Origin of the sequence: Raskinella chloraquaticus (SeqCode), assembly GCF_021731865.1 — a bacterium.
Lineage (GTDB): Bacteria > Pseudomonadota > Alphaproteobacteria > Rhizobiales > UBA4765 > Raskinella > Raskinella chloraquaticus.
In genome coordinates this window covers 107,875-121,807 of sequence record NZ_JAKFWN010000004.1, presented here as the reverse complement: position 1 = coordinate 121,807, position 13,933 = coordinate 107,875, and the positions used below count along the sequence as shown (strand labels likewise).

Annotated in this window: 17 protein-coding genes; 12 read left to right on the top strand and 5 right to left on the bottom strand. The window is 62.1% G+C overall.

Annotated features, from left to right (window positions below; all coding sequences use genetic code 11):
- Positions 1-62 precede the first annotated feature (62 nt).
- From ffh to leuC, 6 genes are all read left to right on the top strand, one after another.
- Positions 63-1,610 (top strand): signal recognition particle protein, encoded by a 1,548-nt coding sequence (ffh, locus tag ACINK1_RS02200; RefSeq protein WP_376801811.1) that lies wholly within the window; start codon positions 63-65, stop codon positions 1,608-1,610.
- Positions 1,611-1,643: 33 nt separating this feature from the next.
- Positions 1,644-2,018, top strand: a complete 375-nt coding sequence (gene rpsP, locus ACINK1_RS02195; RefSeq protein ID WP_376801701.1) for a 30S ribosomal protein S16 — start codon at positions 1,644-1,646, stop codon at positions 2,016-2,018.
- Positions 2,015-2,548 (top strand): ribosome maturation factor RimM, encoded by a 534-nt coding sequence (rimM, locus tag ACINK1_RS02190; RefSeq protein WP_376801702.1) that lies wholly within the window; start codon positions 2,015-2,017, stop codon positions 2,546-2,548. The genes rpsP and rimM overlap by 4 nt, the downstream gene beginning before the upstream one ends.
- Before the next feature lie 6 nt (positions 2,549-2,554).
- Positions 2,555-3,283: a tRNA (guanosine(37)-N1)-methyltransferase TrmD gene (gene trmD, locus ACINK1_RS02185; RefSeq protein WP_376801703.1), complete on the top strand. Its 729-nt coding sequence runs from the start codon at positions 2,555-2,557 to the stop codon at positions 3,281-3,283.
- Between the two features lie 78 nt (positions 3,284-3,361).
- A complete protein-coding gene (gene rplS / locus ACINK1_RS02180; protein WP_376801704.1) occupies positions 3,362-3,775 on the top strand; it encodes a 50S ribosomal protein L19 in 414 nt (137 codons plus the stop codon).
- Positions 3,776-3,946: 171 nt separating this feature from the next.
- Positions 3,947-5,353 carry a 3-isopropylmalate dehydratase large subunit gene (gene leuC, locus ACINK1_RS02175; protein ID WP_376801705.1) on the top strand — a complete coding sequence of 469 codons (1,407 nt, stop codon included), beginning with the start codon at positions 3,947-3,949 and terminating at the stop codon, positions 5,351-5,353.
- Between the two features lie 63 nt (positions 5,354-5,416).
- Here leuC and ACINK1_RS02170 read toward each other — a convergent pair whose 3' ends face one another.
- Positions 5,417-6,088: a hypothetical protein gene (locus tag ACINK1_RS02170; protein ID WP_395759962.1), complete on the bottom strand. Its 672-nt coding sequence runs from the start codon at positions 6,086-6,088 to the stop codon at positions 5,417-5,419.
- A gap of 181 nt (positions 6,089-6,269) precedes the next feature.
- Between ACINK1_RS02170 and ACINK1_RS02165 the strand changes: the two genes are divergently transcribed.
- The 3 genes from ACINK1_RS02165 (at position 6,270) to ACINK1_RS02155 (ending at position 8,482) form a co-directional block, all read left to right on the top strand.
- Complete coding sequence (locus tag ACINK1_RS02165) at positions 6,270-6,536, top strand: hypothetical protein (RefSeq protein WP_376801707.1); 267 nt, start codon at positions 6,270-6,272, stop codon at positions 6,534-6,536.
- Between the two features lie 153 nt (positions 6,537-6,689).
- Positions 6,690-7,292 carry a 3-isopropylmalate dehydratase small subunit gene (gene leuD / locus ACINK1_RS02160; RefSeq protein WP_376801709.1) on the top strand — a complete coding sequence of 201 codons (603 nt, stop codon included), beginning with the start codon at positions 6,690-6,692 and terminating at the stop codon, positions 7,290-7,292.
- A gap of 80 nt (positions 7,293-7,372) precedes the next feature.
- A complete protein-coding gene (locus tag ACINK1_RS02155; protein WP_376801710.1) occupies positions 7,373-8,482 on the top strand; it encodes a hypothetical protein in 1,110 nt (369 codons plus the stop codon).
- Between the two features lie 70 nt (positions 8,483-8,552).
- Here the strand turns inward: ACINK1_RS02155 and ACINK1_RS02150 are convergent, their stop codons facing one another.
- The gene (locus ACINK1_RS02150; RefSeq protein WP_376801711.1) at positions 8,553-8,927 is read right to left on the bottom strand and encodes a hypothetical protein; all 375 of its coding nucleotides are present in this window, start codon (positions 8,925-8,927) and stop codon (positions 8,553-8,555) included.
- Between the two features lie 142 nt (positions 8,928-9,069).
- On the opposite strand from ACINK1_RS02150, the gene gloB reads away from it, so the two are divergent.
- From gloB to ACINK1_RS02135, 3 genes are read left to right on the top strand one after another with little or no spacing between them, the layout of a single operon-like run.
- Entirely contained in the window at positions 9,070-9,837 is a 768-nt protein-coding gene (gene gloB / locus ACINK1_RS02145; RefSeq protein WP_376801712.1) for a hydroxyacylglutathione hydrolase, read from the top strand.
- A 28-nt stretch (positions 9,838-9,865) separates the two neighbouring features.
- Entirely contained in the window at positions 9,866-10,300 is a 435-nt protein-coding gene (locus tag ACINK1_RS02140) for a cupin domain-containing protein (RefSeq protein ID WP_376801714.1), read from the top strand.
- A complete protein-coding gene (locus ACINK1_RS02135) occupies positions 10,293-11,036 on the top strand; it encodes an N-acetyltransferase (RefSeq protein WP_376801715.1) in 744 nt (247 codons plus the stop codon). Before ACINK1_RS02140 ends, ACINK1_RS02135 begins: the two co-directional genes overlap by 8 nt.
- Here ACINK1_RS02135 and ACINK1_RS02130 read toward each other — a convergent pair.
- Genes ACINK1_RS02130 through ACINK1_RS02120 form a run of 3 tightly spaced genes read right to left on the bottom strand, consistent with a single transcriptional unit; the run spans position 11,018 to position 13,868 of the window.
- A complete protein-coding gene (locus ACINK1_RS02130) occupies positions 11,018-11,899 on the bottom strand; it encodes a DMT family transporter (protein ID WP_376803073.1) in 882 nt (293 codons plus the stop codon). The genes ACINK1_RS02135 and ACINK1_RS02130 overlap by 19 nt on opposite strands.
- 10 nt (positions 11,900-11,909) lie before the next feature.
- Positions 11,910-12,635 carry an acetoacetyl-CoA reductase gene (gene phbB, locus ACINK1_RS02125; RefSeq protein WP_376801717.1) on the bottom strand — a complete coding sequence of 242 codons (726 nt, stop codon included), beginning with the start codon at positions 12,633-12,635 and terminating at the stop codon, positions 11,910-11,912.
- Positions 12,636-12,695: 60 nt separating this feature from the next.
- Complete coding sequence (locus ACINK1_RS02120) at positions 12,696-13,868, bottom strand: acetyl-CoA C-acetyltransferase (protein WP_376801718.1); 1,173 nt, start codon at positions 13,866-13,868, stop codon at positions 12,696-12,698.
- Positions 13,869-13,933 lie beyond the last annotated feature (65 nt).

Below are 13,933 nucleotides of genomic sequence, written 5' to 3'. Positions count from 1 at the left end.
TGTGCGCCCTCGGGCGCGTTTGTCGTTGTGCGGCCATGCGCCGCGTTGGGGAGGTGCCGCGCATGTTCGATGGGCTGTCACAGAAGCTCACGGGCATATTGGATCGTTTGAAGGGGCGCGGCGCGCTCTCGACAAACGATGTCAACGAGGCGATGCGCGAGGTACGCCGCGCGCTGCTTGAGGCCGATGTGGCGCTTGACGTGGTGCGCGCCTTCATTGACCGGGCAAGCGCACGCGCCGTCGGCCAGGACGTGCTGCGCTCGGTGACGCCGGGCCAGATGGTGGTCAAGATCGTCCATGACGAGCTGGTCGCCACGCTGGGCGGCGAGGGCGCGGTGATCGATCTGGAAGCAACCCCGCCGGTCGCCATCATGATGGTCGGCCTTCAGGGTTCGGGCAAAACCACGACCACGGCGAAGATCGCCAAGCGGCTTGCCGAGCGCCAGAAGAAAAAGATTCTCATGGCGTCCCTCGATGTGCGTCGCCCGGCAGCGCAGGAGCAGTTGCGCATTCTGGGCGCGCAGATCGGCATCGATACCTTGCCCGTCATTGCCGGCCAGTTGCCGGTGGCAATCACTGAGCGCGCCCTCACCGCCGCGCGTCTCGGCGGCTATGATGTCGTCATGCTCGATACCGCCGGGCGCACCACGCTTGATGAAGAGATGATGGTGGAGGCCGCAAACGTCGCCCGGGCGGCTAACCCGCACGAAATCCTGCTGGTTGCCGACAGCCTGACCGGTCAGGACGCGGTCAATACGGCACGCGCCTTCAGCGCCCGCGTCAGCCTGACGGGTATCGTTCTGACGCGCGCTGACGGCGATGGGCGCGGTGGCGCCGCGCTCTCCATGCGGGCTGTCACCGGCAAGCCGATCAAGCTGCTGGGTGTCGGCGAAAAGCTCGACGAGCTGGAGGATTTCCATCCCTCCCGCGTGGCCAATCGCATTCTCGGCATGGGCGATATTGTCGGTCTCGTCGAAAAAGCGGCTGAAAATATCGACGCTGAAAAAGCCGCCGCGATGGCCCGGCGCATGCAGAAAGGTGAATTCTCGCTCGACGACCTCGGCCAGCAATTACATCAGATGATGAAGATTGGCGGCATGTCGGGTGTGCTGGGCATGCTGCCGGGTATGGCCAAGATGAAGAACCAGCTGTCGGCTGCCCAGCTTGATGACAAGGTGCTGAAGCGCCAGATCGCCGTCATTTCATCGATGACGCCGGAGGAGCGCCGCCGCCCTGACAAGATCCTCAATTTCTCGCGAAAAAAACGCATTGCGCGCGGCGCCGGCGCATCGCTTGAGGACATCAACAAGGTGCTCAAGATGCACCGCGGCATGGCCGACATGATGAAGCAGATGGGCAAGCAGGGGCGCGGCGGCATGGCTGGCGCGCTTGGCGGCCTGTTTGGCATTGGCGGCGGCGGTGCGCCGCCCATGCCGAGCCCCGAGGACATCGCGGCGTTCGAGAAGCAGGCCAAGGCCGGCCTGCCGAAGGGATTTTCACCGCCCGGCGGCATGCCGGGTCTGGGCGGGTCCACGCTCAACAACTCACCTTTCGCCCGGCCCGGCCTTCCCGGTCTCGGCGGCTTTCCCGTTCCACCGAAGAAGAAATAATTCCGACCCTATAAACACCTAACAGGAGTAATCATGTCTCTCAAAATTCGTCTCGCCCGTGGCGGCACCAAGAAGCGTCCCTTCTACCGCATCATCGTTGCCGACAGCCGCTCACCGCGCGATGGCCGCTATATCGACCGCGTCGGCACCTATGATCCGATGTTGCCGAAAGAATCCGACAAGCGCGTATCCCTTGACGCTGAGAAGGCCAAGGAATGGCTGGCCAAGGGCGCCCAGCCGACCGACCGCGTGCTGCGCTTTCTTGATGCTGCCGGTCTGATGAAGCGTGAGGCTCGCAACAATCCCGAACGCGCCGTTCCCGGGACCAAGGCCAAGGAGCGCGCGGAAGCCAAGGCAAAAAAATCGGCGGCGGGTGAAGCCCCTGCCGACGCGCCGGCTGGTGCTTGAGCATATCCGCAGCGCCACACGAAAAGCGCCTCGTTCTTGCTGTGATTGGCAAGGCGCATGGGGTGCGTGGCGAGGTCAGGGTGCGCAGTTTTGTCGGCGATCCGGCTGATCTTGGCGCCTATGGCCCGCTGTCAGCCGGTCGCGGGCGTTCGCTTACGCCGCAGACCATCCGCGTCCTGCGCGATGGCATGGCGGTGGTGCGTTTTGCCGGTATTGAGGATCGCAGCGGCGCAGAAGCGCTCAACGGTCTTGAATTATCAATCCTGCGTTCCGCACTGCCCGCACCCGATGATGAGGACACCTTTTACCATACCGATCTCATCGGCCTGAGCGCGGTGACGAGTGACGGCCTGACGCTCGGCCGGATCGTTGCCGTTCATGATTTCGGCGCCGGCGACATTCTGGAAATCCGCGGCGAGGTGGGTCAGGCCTACTATCCTTTCACCAAAGCGGTTGTACCGAGCCTTGATCTCGCGGCGGGCAGGGTGGTGATCATTCCGCCAGCTGAGACAGGCACGGAAGAGGGCTGAAGGGTGATGTGGCGGGCAAGCGTGATCACCCTTTATCCGGAGATGTTTCCTGGCCCGCTCGGCCAGTCGCTGGCGGGGCGGGCGCTTGGCGACAGCTGGGCGCTCGACACCGTGCCTTTGCGCGATTTTGGTCACGGGCGTCATCGCGCCGTTGACGATACGCCGGCCGGTGGTGGCCCGGGTATGGTCCTGCGGGCCGACGTCGTGGCGCGCGCGCTCGACAGCCTGTCGCCTGACGGGCGCCCGCGCCTCGTGCTCTCGCCACGCGGCGCGCCGCTTGACCAGCGCCGCGTGCGCTCCCTGTCGGCTGGACCGGGTGTCGTCTTGTTGTGCGGGCGCTTCGAGGGGGTGGATGAGCGGGTCATCGCGTCACGCCACCTTGAGGAAGTATCCATCGGCGACTACGTGCTCTCGGGCGGGGAGCTTGCAGCACTCGTGATCATGGATGCTTGCGTGCGCCTGCTTGAGGGTGTCATGGGCAAGACAGAATCGGCGGTCAGCGAAAGTTTCGAAAACGGCCTCCTTGAATATCCGCAATTCACCCGTCCCCGCCTGTTTGAGGGTCAGGCGGTGCCGCAGGTATTGCTTGATGGCGATCACGCGCGAATTGCGGCGTGGCGGCAGGAACAGGCGGAGAAACAGACGGCCCTGCGTCGCCCCGATCTGTGGGCGAGCTATGCGGCGAGCCACCCGCCGCCGGCTGGCCGCACAAAAAAACCACGCGAATCCCCGTGACAGCGCTTTTCTTTTAAGTTATACGGCGCCTCCCCTTTTCTCGCCGGCGGCCGTGCCCGCAAGGCTGGAGCATTTTAAATGAATATCATCCAGAAGCTCGAACAGCAGGAAGTGGCGCGTCTGTCGGCGCAGCGTGCGGTTCCCGAATTCTCTCCCGGCGATACGGTCAGCGTCAGTGTCAAGGTTGTCGAAGGCGAGCGTTCGCGTCTTCAGGCCTATGAGGGCCTGGTGATCGCCCGCTCGGGTCATGGCGTCAACGAGAACTTCACGGTTCGCAAGATTTCGTATGGCGAAGGGGTTGAGCGCGTTTTCCCGATCCATTCGCCGATGATCGATGCCATCAAGGTGGTACGGCGCGGCAAGGTGCGGCGCGCCAAGCTTTATTATCTGCGGGCGCTACGCGGCAAGAAGGCCCGTATTGCCGAGCGCCAGGACCGTCCGACGACGGAGCGGGCGGCAGCGGCCAAGGTCGCGGCGCCGCAGGCCAGCTGACACGCTGTTCTACCGGCGTAGCGAACAAATCGATGAGGCGCGCAGGGTCAGTCCTTCGCGCCTCTTGCGTATTCAGGCGCAAGACGTCAAGGAAGGGGCATCGGGCTCAAAAACCGATTGCGGTCACGACGTTTGAGCAATGACAGGATACCAGAACTACAGGATACCAGGATGAGCGCGCCGAAAACCCTTTACGACAAGATTTTCGATGATCATGTGGTTGACCGTGCCGAGGACGGCACCTGCCTTCTCTACATTGATCGTCATCTCGTTCATGAAGTGACAAGCCCGCAGGCGTTTGAGGGATTGCGGCTGTCAGGGCGCAAAGTGCACGCGCCAAAAAAGACCCTGGCTGTGGTCGATCATAACGTGCCGACCTCGGATCGGCGCCTCGGTATTGACGATGAGGAATCGCGCATCCAGGTCGAGACGCTGGCGAAGAACGCGCAGGAATTCGGCGTCGACTATTTCAACGAGGTGGACGTTCGCCAAGGCATCGTCCACGTGGTTGGTCCCGAGCAGGGCTTCACGCTTCCCGGCACAACGATTGTGTGCGGCGACAGTCACACCTCGACCCATGGGGCCTTCGGCGCGCTGGCGCATGGTATCGGCACCTCTGAAGTCGAGCACGTGCTTGCGACCCAGACGCTGATCCAGAAAAAAGCCCGCAACATGCGGGTAACCGTCGACGGCGTGCTGCCGGCGGGGGTTTCGGCCAAGGACATCGTGCTGTCGATCATCGGCACCATCGGCACGGCTGGTGGCACCGGGCATGTCATCGAATATGCCGGCAGTGCGATTGAGGCCCTGTCGATGGAAGGGCGCATGACGGTGTGCAACATGTCGATTGAAGGGGGGGCCCGCGCCGGCCTCATCGCTCCCGACGACAAGACGTTTGCCTATATCATGGGTCGCCCGATGACGCCGAAAGGGATGGCGTGGGAAACGGCGCTGGCCTACTGGAAAACGCTGAAAAGCGATCCGGGCGCGTTTTTCGATCAGGAAGTCACGCTTGACGCCTCGAAGCTGCCGCCGATCGTCTCGTGGGGCACCAGCCCCGAGGATGTCGTTGCCATCACCGGCACCATTCCCGATCCCGATCTCATCGCTGATGAAAATCGACGCGCCGCCAAGAAGCGGGCGCTTGCCTATATGGGTCTGACGCCCGGCACGCGCATCAGCGATGTGCGCCTTGATCGCATCTTCATCGGTTCCTGCACCAATGGCCGGATCGAGGATCTGCGTGTGGTTGCCGGCATGGTGAGCGGCAAGAAGGTCCACGCCAATGTCTCCGCCATGATCGTTCCGGGCTCGGGGCTGGTCAAGGCGCAGGCCGAGGCCGAAGGCCTCGACGTCATCTTCAAGGCTGCCGGTTTCGACTGGCGGGAGCCCGGCTGTTCGATGTGTCTTGGCATGAACCCGGACCAGCTCAAGCCTGAAGAGCGCTGCGCCTCGACCTCCAATCGCAATTTCGAAGGCCGGCAGGGCTTCAAGGGCCGCACCCATCTAGTGTCGCCCGCGATGGCGGCGGCTGCGGCGATTGCCGGCCATTTTGTCGATATACGCAACAGCCTGTAATGCATGAAGACCCGGCCGGTCCGCACCGGCCAGGCTTCAATCGCTGCTGGATCAGCCTCGTCGTCAGCGGCAGACGCGCACACGCTTTGTGACGTAACCACCGTAATAATTGCTGTACCTCGTCTTGCGCACGATATGGCATTGGCTGGCGCAAGGCACGCGCAGATAGCGCACAACTAAACGACGATGAGGTCCGTGGCCGCGGCGGACCACGACGCGTTGCCGGCACACGCCGCTGTAAGCCACGTAACGGCGCTTGTAGCCGTTGGGGTAATAATAATAGGGGGAGGCGTAAGCGCCATAATAACCCCCTCCATATCCGTAGCGCGAGTAATATCCGCCACGTCGAAACCCGCCGCCACGCAAACCACCACCTGCAAAGGCCGGGCGAAAGCTGCGCCCATCGCGAAACCCGCCGCCGGCGAAGGCTGGCCGGAACCCGCCACTGCGAAAGCCTTGGCCGCCAACAAAAGCCGGGCGACCTCCGCCGCCTCCCCGAAACCCGCCGCCGCCGAAGGCTGGCCGAAAGCCGCCTGCGCCGCGAAACCCACCGCCGCCGCCACGCCCGCCAGCACGGGCCTGAACCAGCGGCAGCGCAGAGCGCGCCTGATCAGTCAGAACATTTTTACCAGCCACAGACGACAGCACGGCCGCCTGCAGGGTTGAATTGGTCATCACCAGCGCCATGAACGCCGCTGTGAGCGTTGACACAAGAATGAACAGTTTTTTTCGCATTTTGCCCTCCCGGACATGGATAGGAACGATCAGAGCATAGGCTTCATGGCTGAACCGCCGGCGCGAATTTTATTCACTTTCTATTTACCTTATCGACGAGGGTCAGCTTAGTGTCGGCACTAGAGACGGCTGGACGCACGCTTGGCGGTGACACGGGCTGTTTCTCTTGCTAATTTGCCGCATGAGCGAGCGGGACAAAAATTTCCAAGATGAACAACAGGCAAAGGCGAAAGACACGCTCGCGCAACTGGCGCGCCCGGGCGTATCGCCCCTTGGCAGTTCGCTTGCGGACGCCGCCAACCGGACGCGCGATCATTTTGGCGCGGCTGACGCTGACCAGGACGACCGGATTGAAGTGTGGGGCAAGCGGGTTGCCCGCATCGCGGCGCTGGGATTCGTTATCTGGCTGATCTGGTCGTTGCTGCACGATCTGCGGCTCGCCGGCTGAGCGCACGGTTGTTGTTCATGAATGCGCCGGATCACACCATAATCGATGGACAGAAGACAAGGCGTTCATGATCGGCTAAAACAAGCTTCGCAAGCAGGTTTGACGCCGTGCTCTGACGATGCTTGGAAGATTGTTTGCACAAGAGGTAATGCCTTGCAGAAGTTTACGGAATTGACCGGGGTTGCCGCACCCTTGCCGCTGATCAACATCGACACCGATATGATCATCCCCAAGCAATACCTGAAGACGATCAAGCGCACCGGACTGGGGAGCGCTCTTTTTGCCGAGATGCGTTATCGCGAGGGCAAGGAAAACCCTGATTTCGTCCTCAACAGGCAGGGGTATCGCAAGGCCAGCATCCTGATTGCGGGAGAGAATTTCGGCTGTGGCTCGTCGCGCGAACATGCGCCGTGGGCCTTGCTCGATTTTGGTATCCGCTGCGTGATCGCGCCGAGCTTCGCTGATATTTTCTACAACAATTGTTTTGAAAACGGCATATTGCCGATCCAGTTGCCCAAAGACGTGGTTGACCGCCTCATGAAGGACGCGGAAAATGGTGCGAATGCGACGTTTACGGTTGATCTGGAACATCAGCATATCGCCCTGCCCGACGGCTCACATGTGTCCTTCGACATCGACAGCTATCGCAAATGGCGGCTGCTCAACGGCCTCGATTCGGTCGGATTGACGATGCAGAAAAAGCCGGCAATCGACGCTTTCGAGGAACGCACCAGCATGAGCCAGCCCTGGCTCTAGGCCGATCAGGACGGATCGACGTTAACCCTTTTTTAACAAAAGGCTGGACGGCTACCCGGTCAGTCGTCTGATAATAAACCATGTCGAAATCACTTCTCATTGCTGCGGTCGCACTTGTGGCCCTCGGTCTGCTCCTGGCCTTTCTGGCGCCCACGGGAAATATGGGCGCGCAGGAAGCGTTCTATGCGCGCCTGCTCCTTCTCATCCCGTCCCTGATCTGCAGCCTCATTCTCTTCGGTTTCAGTGCGGTCGTTGGCGCGATCCAGAGATTGGAGACGCAAGGCGAACAATTACGTCTTCTTCTGGCCGCCCGAGGCGCTGATGCGGGAGCTGATCGCCCGCCCGTCAAGATCACCTTTCCAGGCAATGAGGAGGAAGCGCAGCCACGCCCCCGCGGGAATGTCTTCGGCCGGGCGATGGACAAGGTGCGCAACGGGCGCAATCCGCCAAAATCGCCCGAGATGGATATGGTGACGGCTGATGATGCGGGGGATTTCCTGACTGCGTCCGCTGTCGTAGCCGACCATAAACGATCAGACCCGCCGCCGCTGACGTCCGCTGCGCCGCCAGCGGTCGTGAGACCTGCCGCTCCTCATGGCGATGACGATCTGCCACGGGCTCAGCCCGAAGCGCGGAAAGAGCGTGATTCGCGGTTTCCCGACGTTTCGCTGCCGGCCCCCGCAGCTGATGATGATTACCAGCCGAAGCCTGTCGGCATACCGCCGATGAACCCGGTGCCCCGCGCGGGAATGCCGCCTTTGACGCCGCGCCCGCCTATTGCACCTCTTGCTCCGTTGAAATCGGCCCCGGCTGCCTTGCCGACATTGCCGCCCACGCCGGAGCCGACGGTGATGCCCGCAGCAATTTCCCCCCCAGTGGCACCCCCCATGGCGCCATCCCGGGTCGACGCGACACCGGCTGCGCCGACAGTCGATGCTGGCGCACCCGGTATCGCTTCCCAACCAGCTGCGAGAGCGCCAACCATTGCGGAATTGCTGGAGCGCGATCTTGCCAATTGGGAACCGCCCGCAGAACCGGTCCGGCCGCAGCTCGTCCGTGAAGGCCAGTTTGCCGGGCGCACCTATCGCACCTATGACGATGGTTCGCTTGAGATCGATACCGACCAGTCGACCTTGCGCTTTGATTCGCTTGACGAATTCCGTGCCTTTATCGGCAATCCGACGTCCTGAGGCGGAACAGGCTCAGCCTGCCGCGAAAGTGCTTGATCCTGACGCTGGTCCGGGTCCGCTGCAAAAGGCCTCAGCGGTCGCTGAGCAGGCGTCCGCCCCATGGAGAATCAAAGGAAAAGCTTGTCTGGGGATAGGGCAGATAGTACGGATCGCGGCGCAGATTGACCTGATCGTAACCGGAAATATCACGACCCGTGGTGCGGAAGCGGGGATCGGCGCCGAGCACAGAGCCACGTACTTCATCCGAGGACACGATTGTTCCTGCCGTCAGATAACGCGGCGTAATAACGACCGTCTGGGTGCGCCCGCGTATCGCTACCGGCTTGGTAGCCGGTTTCTTGACATTGCGTGCTTTAACAGCGCCTTCCTGCGCCTGCGCCGCCACCACACCTGACAGGCTGACGGCGAGAGCGAGGGACAGGGCAGCAAGAAGAGGACGGCGCATGAGATTCTCCACCGGGGGCGCGTGATCGCCTCTATATAGCCTGAACCGGTACTGCTTTGAAAGTCGCAATTCCACGAAGGACTTGCCAACCAAACGCCCGCGTGGCGATGTTGTATCTTTGTAACGTTCGAGGGAGGTGGAGTTGACGCTTGAGATCGTGCAATTGCTCTGTGGCCGCGACAACTACGCCGCCCTGCTCCATGACACGGCATCGGGCATGACGGGTGTCGTCGACACGCCTGATGGGGGCCCGATTGCGGCTGAACTGAAACGTCGGGGCTGGGGTCTCGATGTGATCTGGACCACCCATCATCATGGCGACCACACGGCAGGCCATTTGCTTCTGAAATCGGCCTACAATTGCAAAATTATCGCGCCCAAGCGCGAATTTGCCAAGGTCCCCGGCGCCGACACAGCGGTAAGTGGCGGTGACGTTTTCAACTTCGCGGGCCGTCAGGTTTCCGTCATCGACACGCCCGGCCACACCAGCGGACATATCACCTTCCACATTCCTGATGAGAATATCATGTTTGCGGGCGACACCTTGTTTGCGCTGGGATGCGGGCGTTTGCTGGAAGACACGCCGCAGGCGATGTGGACGTCACTGCAGAAACTGCGCGCGCTATCGCCGCACACCCAGGTCTATTGCGGCCATGAATATACTGAATCCAATGCCCGCTTCGCCCTCACCATCGAACCTGACAATCCGGCGCTCCAGGCGCGTGCGGCGAAGGTTTTCGCGCAGCGCGCATCGTCCCTGCCAACGGTTCCCTCCAGTCTGAGCGAGGAGATCGCCACCAATCCCTTCCTGCGCGCCGACCATCCCGCGATTGCCGCTCATCTCGGCATGACGGGCGAGGCGCCGGACAGGGTGTTTGCGGAAATCCGCGCCCGCAAGGACCGTTTCTGAGCCTGGCTCGATGTGACAGCTGATTGCCATGCATAGGCCGCCTGCCGATATGATCATCAACCGGCTCGGGCTTCGGCCCCACCCCGAGGGTGGCTGGTATCGCGAGACTTTTCGCGATGGCGCGGGCGTCGACGGGCGGGCGCGCTCGACGCTCATCTATTATCTGCTGAAGCATGGCGAACAATCAGCCTGGCATCGGATCGACGCGGTTGAGGTCTGGCACTGGTATGCGGGCGCGCCGCTTCGCCTGTCTCTGGCAGATGATGGCAAACCTGCCCGTACCGTCATACTTGGCGCGGACATCGCTGGTGGCGAAGTCCCGCAAATGGTCGTGCCGGTTGCCGTCTGGCAGGCGGCTGCGAGCATGGGTGAATGGACCTTGGTCGGCTGCCAGGTGGCGCCGGGCTTTGAGTTTTCAGGCTTTGACCTTGCCCCGCCCGACTGGAGACCGCCCGATGCCTGAGCTTACCCGCATCCGTCATTGTGAAGAGATCACCTTCAACTCCTGGCCTGCGCTTGCCACCCTTTATGTCGATGGCTGGCTGGCACGCTTTGCCAATGGTGTGACGGGGCGGTCGAATTCGCTGAACGCGCTTTGTCCGGGCGGGCGCCCGCTTGATGATATTCTGGCGGCAGCCGCTCCCGCCTATGCCGCCCGCCATCTGCCGATGATGCTGCGCCTGACGCCGCTGTGCCCGCCGGGGACAAGAGAGGCTGTAATCGCCAAAGGCTGGCGGATCGAAAAGGAAAGTCATGTTTTCGGCTGCGATGTGACCCGTCCGGTCATCGATCCTGCCGTTATCATGTCGTCTGTTTCGACTGCGGACTGGCGCAACGCCTATCAGCAGGCTAATCCACGCTTTGATGCCGCCGGCATGGAGACGCTGGCCAACATGCATGCGGCGCTTGTGCCGCGCGCTTCCTTCGCCAAGCTGGTTGAAGAGGGCGAAAACCGCGCGCTTGGCATGGCGGTGGTCGAGCGGGAAACCGTCTCGCTGCATGAAATTGCAACCCTTGGCGCAGCGCGTGGACGCGGCCTTGGCAAACGGCTCGTCAGCTCGCTGCTTGCCTGGGGCGCGGCGCACGGTGCAAAGGAAGCGATCCTGCAAGTGCAGGCTGACAACACGCCAGCAATCAGGCTTTACCGCAGCCTCGGCTTTACCCGTCTCTATGATTATTGTTACGCAGTGGCACCCTGAGATTTGCGCGCCGCGATCACCGCGCCCAGCGTCACCAGCCCCATCGCAACCAGTACGGTTGGTGTCAGTGTCGCGCGCCCGAAGAGGGCGAGCAGCAGCGTCGAGATCACCGGCGTCCCATACGACAACACGCCCAGAAGCTGGATGTCGCCATGCTTCATCCCGACATCCCAGGCATAGAAGGCAAGGCCCGTCGGAAAGAGACCAAGCAGCAGGATCGCCAGCCAGCCCGTGATATCGCCGGGCCACACCGTCGTCTCGAAACCGAGATGGGCGATCATCGCCAGCAAGGCCGAGACGAGACAGAAGCCAGCAATGCTGTCACTCGACACCGCACCCAGCAGGCGCGACAGCACCGAATAGCTCGACCAGATAACGGCACAGGCGAGGGCTGCCGCATAGCCCGTCGCGTAGGCGCCATCGGGCGAAAAGCCACCACCGCCGCTCACCAGCATGCCGGCACCGAGAAAACCGAGCCCTGCGCCGATGACATGAACGGTCCGCAGATGCTCGCCCGGCAGGAATGACGACATCAGAACGATCAGCAACGGCCACAGATAGGCAATCAGGCTGGCATCCGCCGCAGGCGCCAGCTTCAGCGCCGTGAAATAGGCGAGGTGATAGCCAAACAGGCCGAAAATCCCGAGCGCCCAGGCGCGGCGTGGCGCGCCAAGCGCCTTCCAGGCGCCAGGCCGCACCAGCCATGACAAGACGCCGATGAAGCCGCCGATGCCAAGTGTCATTGCGGTGAGCTGGAGAGGCGGAATATCGCTGGCCAGGCTCGTCAACGTCGCCAGCATCCCCCACATGCCAAGGGCCGCCACACCGCATGAGGTGGCAGCCCTTGTCGAGATAATTGTCATCGCAGTTGTATCAGCCGAAGAATTGTCCGCCATTGGCGCTGATGGTGGAGCCGGTGATGAAACCTGCTTCATCGGCGGCAAGGAAGACGACACAACGGGCGATTTCCTCCGGTGTCCCCAGACGACCGACGGGGATCTGCGGCACGATCTTGGTCTTGAGCACTTCCGGATCGATCGCCATCACCATTTCGGTCCCGATATAGCCGGGGCAGATGGCGTTGGCGGTGATGTTCTTGACTGCGCCTTCCTGCGCCAGCGCCCGCACGAAACCGATATCGCCAGCCTTCGCCGCCGAATAATTGGTCTGGCCCATCTGGCCCTTCTGGCCGTTGATCGAAGAGATGACGATGACACGGCCGAAGCTGCGCGCGCGCATGCCCTCGATGACCGGTCGTGTCATGTTGAAGAGCGAATCAAGATTGGTGCGGATCACCGCCTGCCACTGATCCTTGGTCATGCGATGGAGGAAACCATCACGCGTGATGCCGGCATTGTTGACGAGGACATCGATCGGCCCGACCTCTGCCTCGACCCTGGCGACACCGGCCGCACAGGCGTCGAAATCGCCCACATCCCATTTGAACACAGGAATGCCGGTTGCCTTGTTGAAGGCGGCCGCTGCCTCATCATTGCCGGCATAATTGGCTGCGACCTTATAGCCTGCCGCCTGCAAGGCTTTTGAAATCGCTCCTCCGATGCCCCGGCTGCCGCCGGTCACGAGCGCTACACGTGCCATAGAATCCTCCCTGATCTTCTTCTTGGCGTAATTTTTCTTGACTTAAACTTGTCTGCTGCCTCAGCGCGCGATGGTGAGCGCAATCCCCATGCCGCCACCGATGCACAGCGTTGCCAGACCTTTCTTGGCGTTGCGCCGCCCCATTTCATGCAGGAGCGTGGTGAGAATGCGTGCGCCGGAGGCGCCGATGGGGTGGCCGATGGCAATCGCGCCGCCATTGACGTTGACGATTGAGGTGTCCCAGCCGAGATCCTTGTTGACGGCGGCGGCTTGCGCTGCGAACGCCTCATTTGCTTCGATGAGGTCGAGATCGCCTGCCTTCCAGCCCGCTTTTTCCAGCGCCTTGCGTGAAGCCGGGATCGGGCCCGATCCCATCAGCGAGGGCTCGACCCCGACTGTTGCCCATGAGGCGATGCGGCCAAGCGGGGTGAGGCCGCGCTTTGCCGCCATGTCAGCCGACATCAGCACGAGCGCGGCCGCTCCGTCATTGATACCCGAGGCATTGCCGGCAGTTACCGTGCCATCCTTCTTGAAGACGGCCTTCAATGCCCGCGCCGCATCCATGGTGGCGCCGTGGCGGATATATTCATCCTTGTCGACGGTGACGTCGCCCTTGCGCGTCTTGATGATGACAGGCGCGATCTCATCAACGAATTTTCCGGCCTTTTGCGCCGCCTCCGCCTTGTTCTGGGAGGCGGTGGCGAAGATATCCTGCTCCTCGCGGGTGATCTGCCATTTCTCGGCGACGTTTTCGGCCGTGACGCCCATATGGTAGCCATGGAAGGCGTCCCACAGCCCGTCGCGGATCATGGTGTCGATGAAGCCGTAATCGCCCATCTTGTGGCCGGCGCGCAGATGGGCGGCGTGGGTGGAGAGCGACATCGATTCCTGGCCGCCGGCCACGACAATCTGCGAATCGCCATTGGCAATCGCCTGCATGCCAAGCGCCACCGCGCGCAGGCCCGAGCCGCATACCTGATTGATCGAGAGCGCCGTTGCCTTGGCAGGAATACCGGCAATCATCGCCGCCTGACGCGCCGGGTTCTGGCCTTGAGCGGCGGTCAGCACCTGGCCGAGGATAACATCATCGACCTCGCCGCCCTCGACCCTGGCGCGAGCGAGCGCTGCCATGATGGCCGTCTTGCCGAGTTCATGGGCCGGAACGCTCGCAAGCGCGCCGTTGAAGGAGCCGACCGGCGTGCGGGCGGCGCTGACGATGACGACGTCGTTCATGTGAATCTCCCGTTTTTTGGTTGGCCCACGCGCTGAGGCTGGTTAGCTCCGGCGTGGCGTCCGGT

Bases quoted from the DNA above. Each gene is read 5' to 3' on its own strand.
- ffh (WP_376801811.1), top strand. From the start codon at position 63: ATGTTCGATGGGCTGTCACAGAAGCTCACGGGCATATTGGATCGTTTG.
- rpsP (WP_376801701.1), top strand. From the start codon at position 1,644: ATGTCTCTCAAAATTCGTCTCGCCCGTGGCGGCACCAAGAAGCGTCCC.
- trmD (WP_376801703.1), top strand. From the start codon at position 2,555: ATGTGGCGGGCAAGCGTGATCACCCTTTATCCGGAGATGTTTCCTGGC.
- rplS (WP_376801704.1), top strand. From the start codon at position 3,362: ATGAATATCATCCAGAAGCTCGAACAGCAGGAAGTGGCGCGTCTGTCG.
- leuC (WP_376801705.1), top strand. From the start codon at position 3,947: ATGAGCGCGCCGAAAACCCTTTACGACAAGATTTTCGATGATCATGTG.
- ACINK1_RS02170 (WP_395759962.1), bottom strand. From the start codon at position 6,088: ATGCGAAAAAAACTGTTCATTCTTGTGTCAACGCTCACAGCGGCGTTC.
- ACINK1_RS02165 (WP_376801707.1), top strand. From the start codon at position 6,270: ATGAGCGAGCGGGACAAAAATTTCCAAGATGAACAACAGGCAAAGGCG.
- ACINK1_RS02155 (WP_376801710.1), top strand. From the start codon at position 7,373: ATGTCGAAATCACTTCTCATTGCTGCGGTCGCACTTGTGGCCCTCGGT.
- ACINK1_RS02150 (WP_376801711.1), bottom strand. From the start codon at position 8,927: ATGCGCCGTCCTCTTCTTGCTGCCCTGTCCCTCGCTCTCGCCGTCAGC.
- ACINK1_RS02140 (WP_376801714.1), top strand. From the start codon at position 9,866: ATGCATAGGCCGCCTGCCGATATGATCATCAACCGGCTCGGGCTTCGG.
- ACINK1_RS02135 (WP_376801715.1), top strand. From the start codon at position 10,293: ATGCCTGAGCTTACCCGCATCCGTCATTGTGAAGAGATCACCTTCAAC.
- ACINK1_RS02130 (WP_376803073.1), bottom strand. From the start codon at position 11,899: ATGACAATTATCTCGACAAGGGCTGCCACCTCATGCGGTGTGGCGGCC.
- phbB (WP_376801717.1), bottom strand. From the start codon at position 12,635: ATGGCACGTGTAGCGCTCGTGACCGGCGGCAGCCGGGGCATCGGAGGA.
- ACINK1_RS02120 (WP_376801718.1), bottom strand. From the start codon at position 13,868: ATGAACGACGTCGTCATCGTCAGCGCCGCCCGCACGCCGGTCGGCTCC.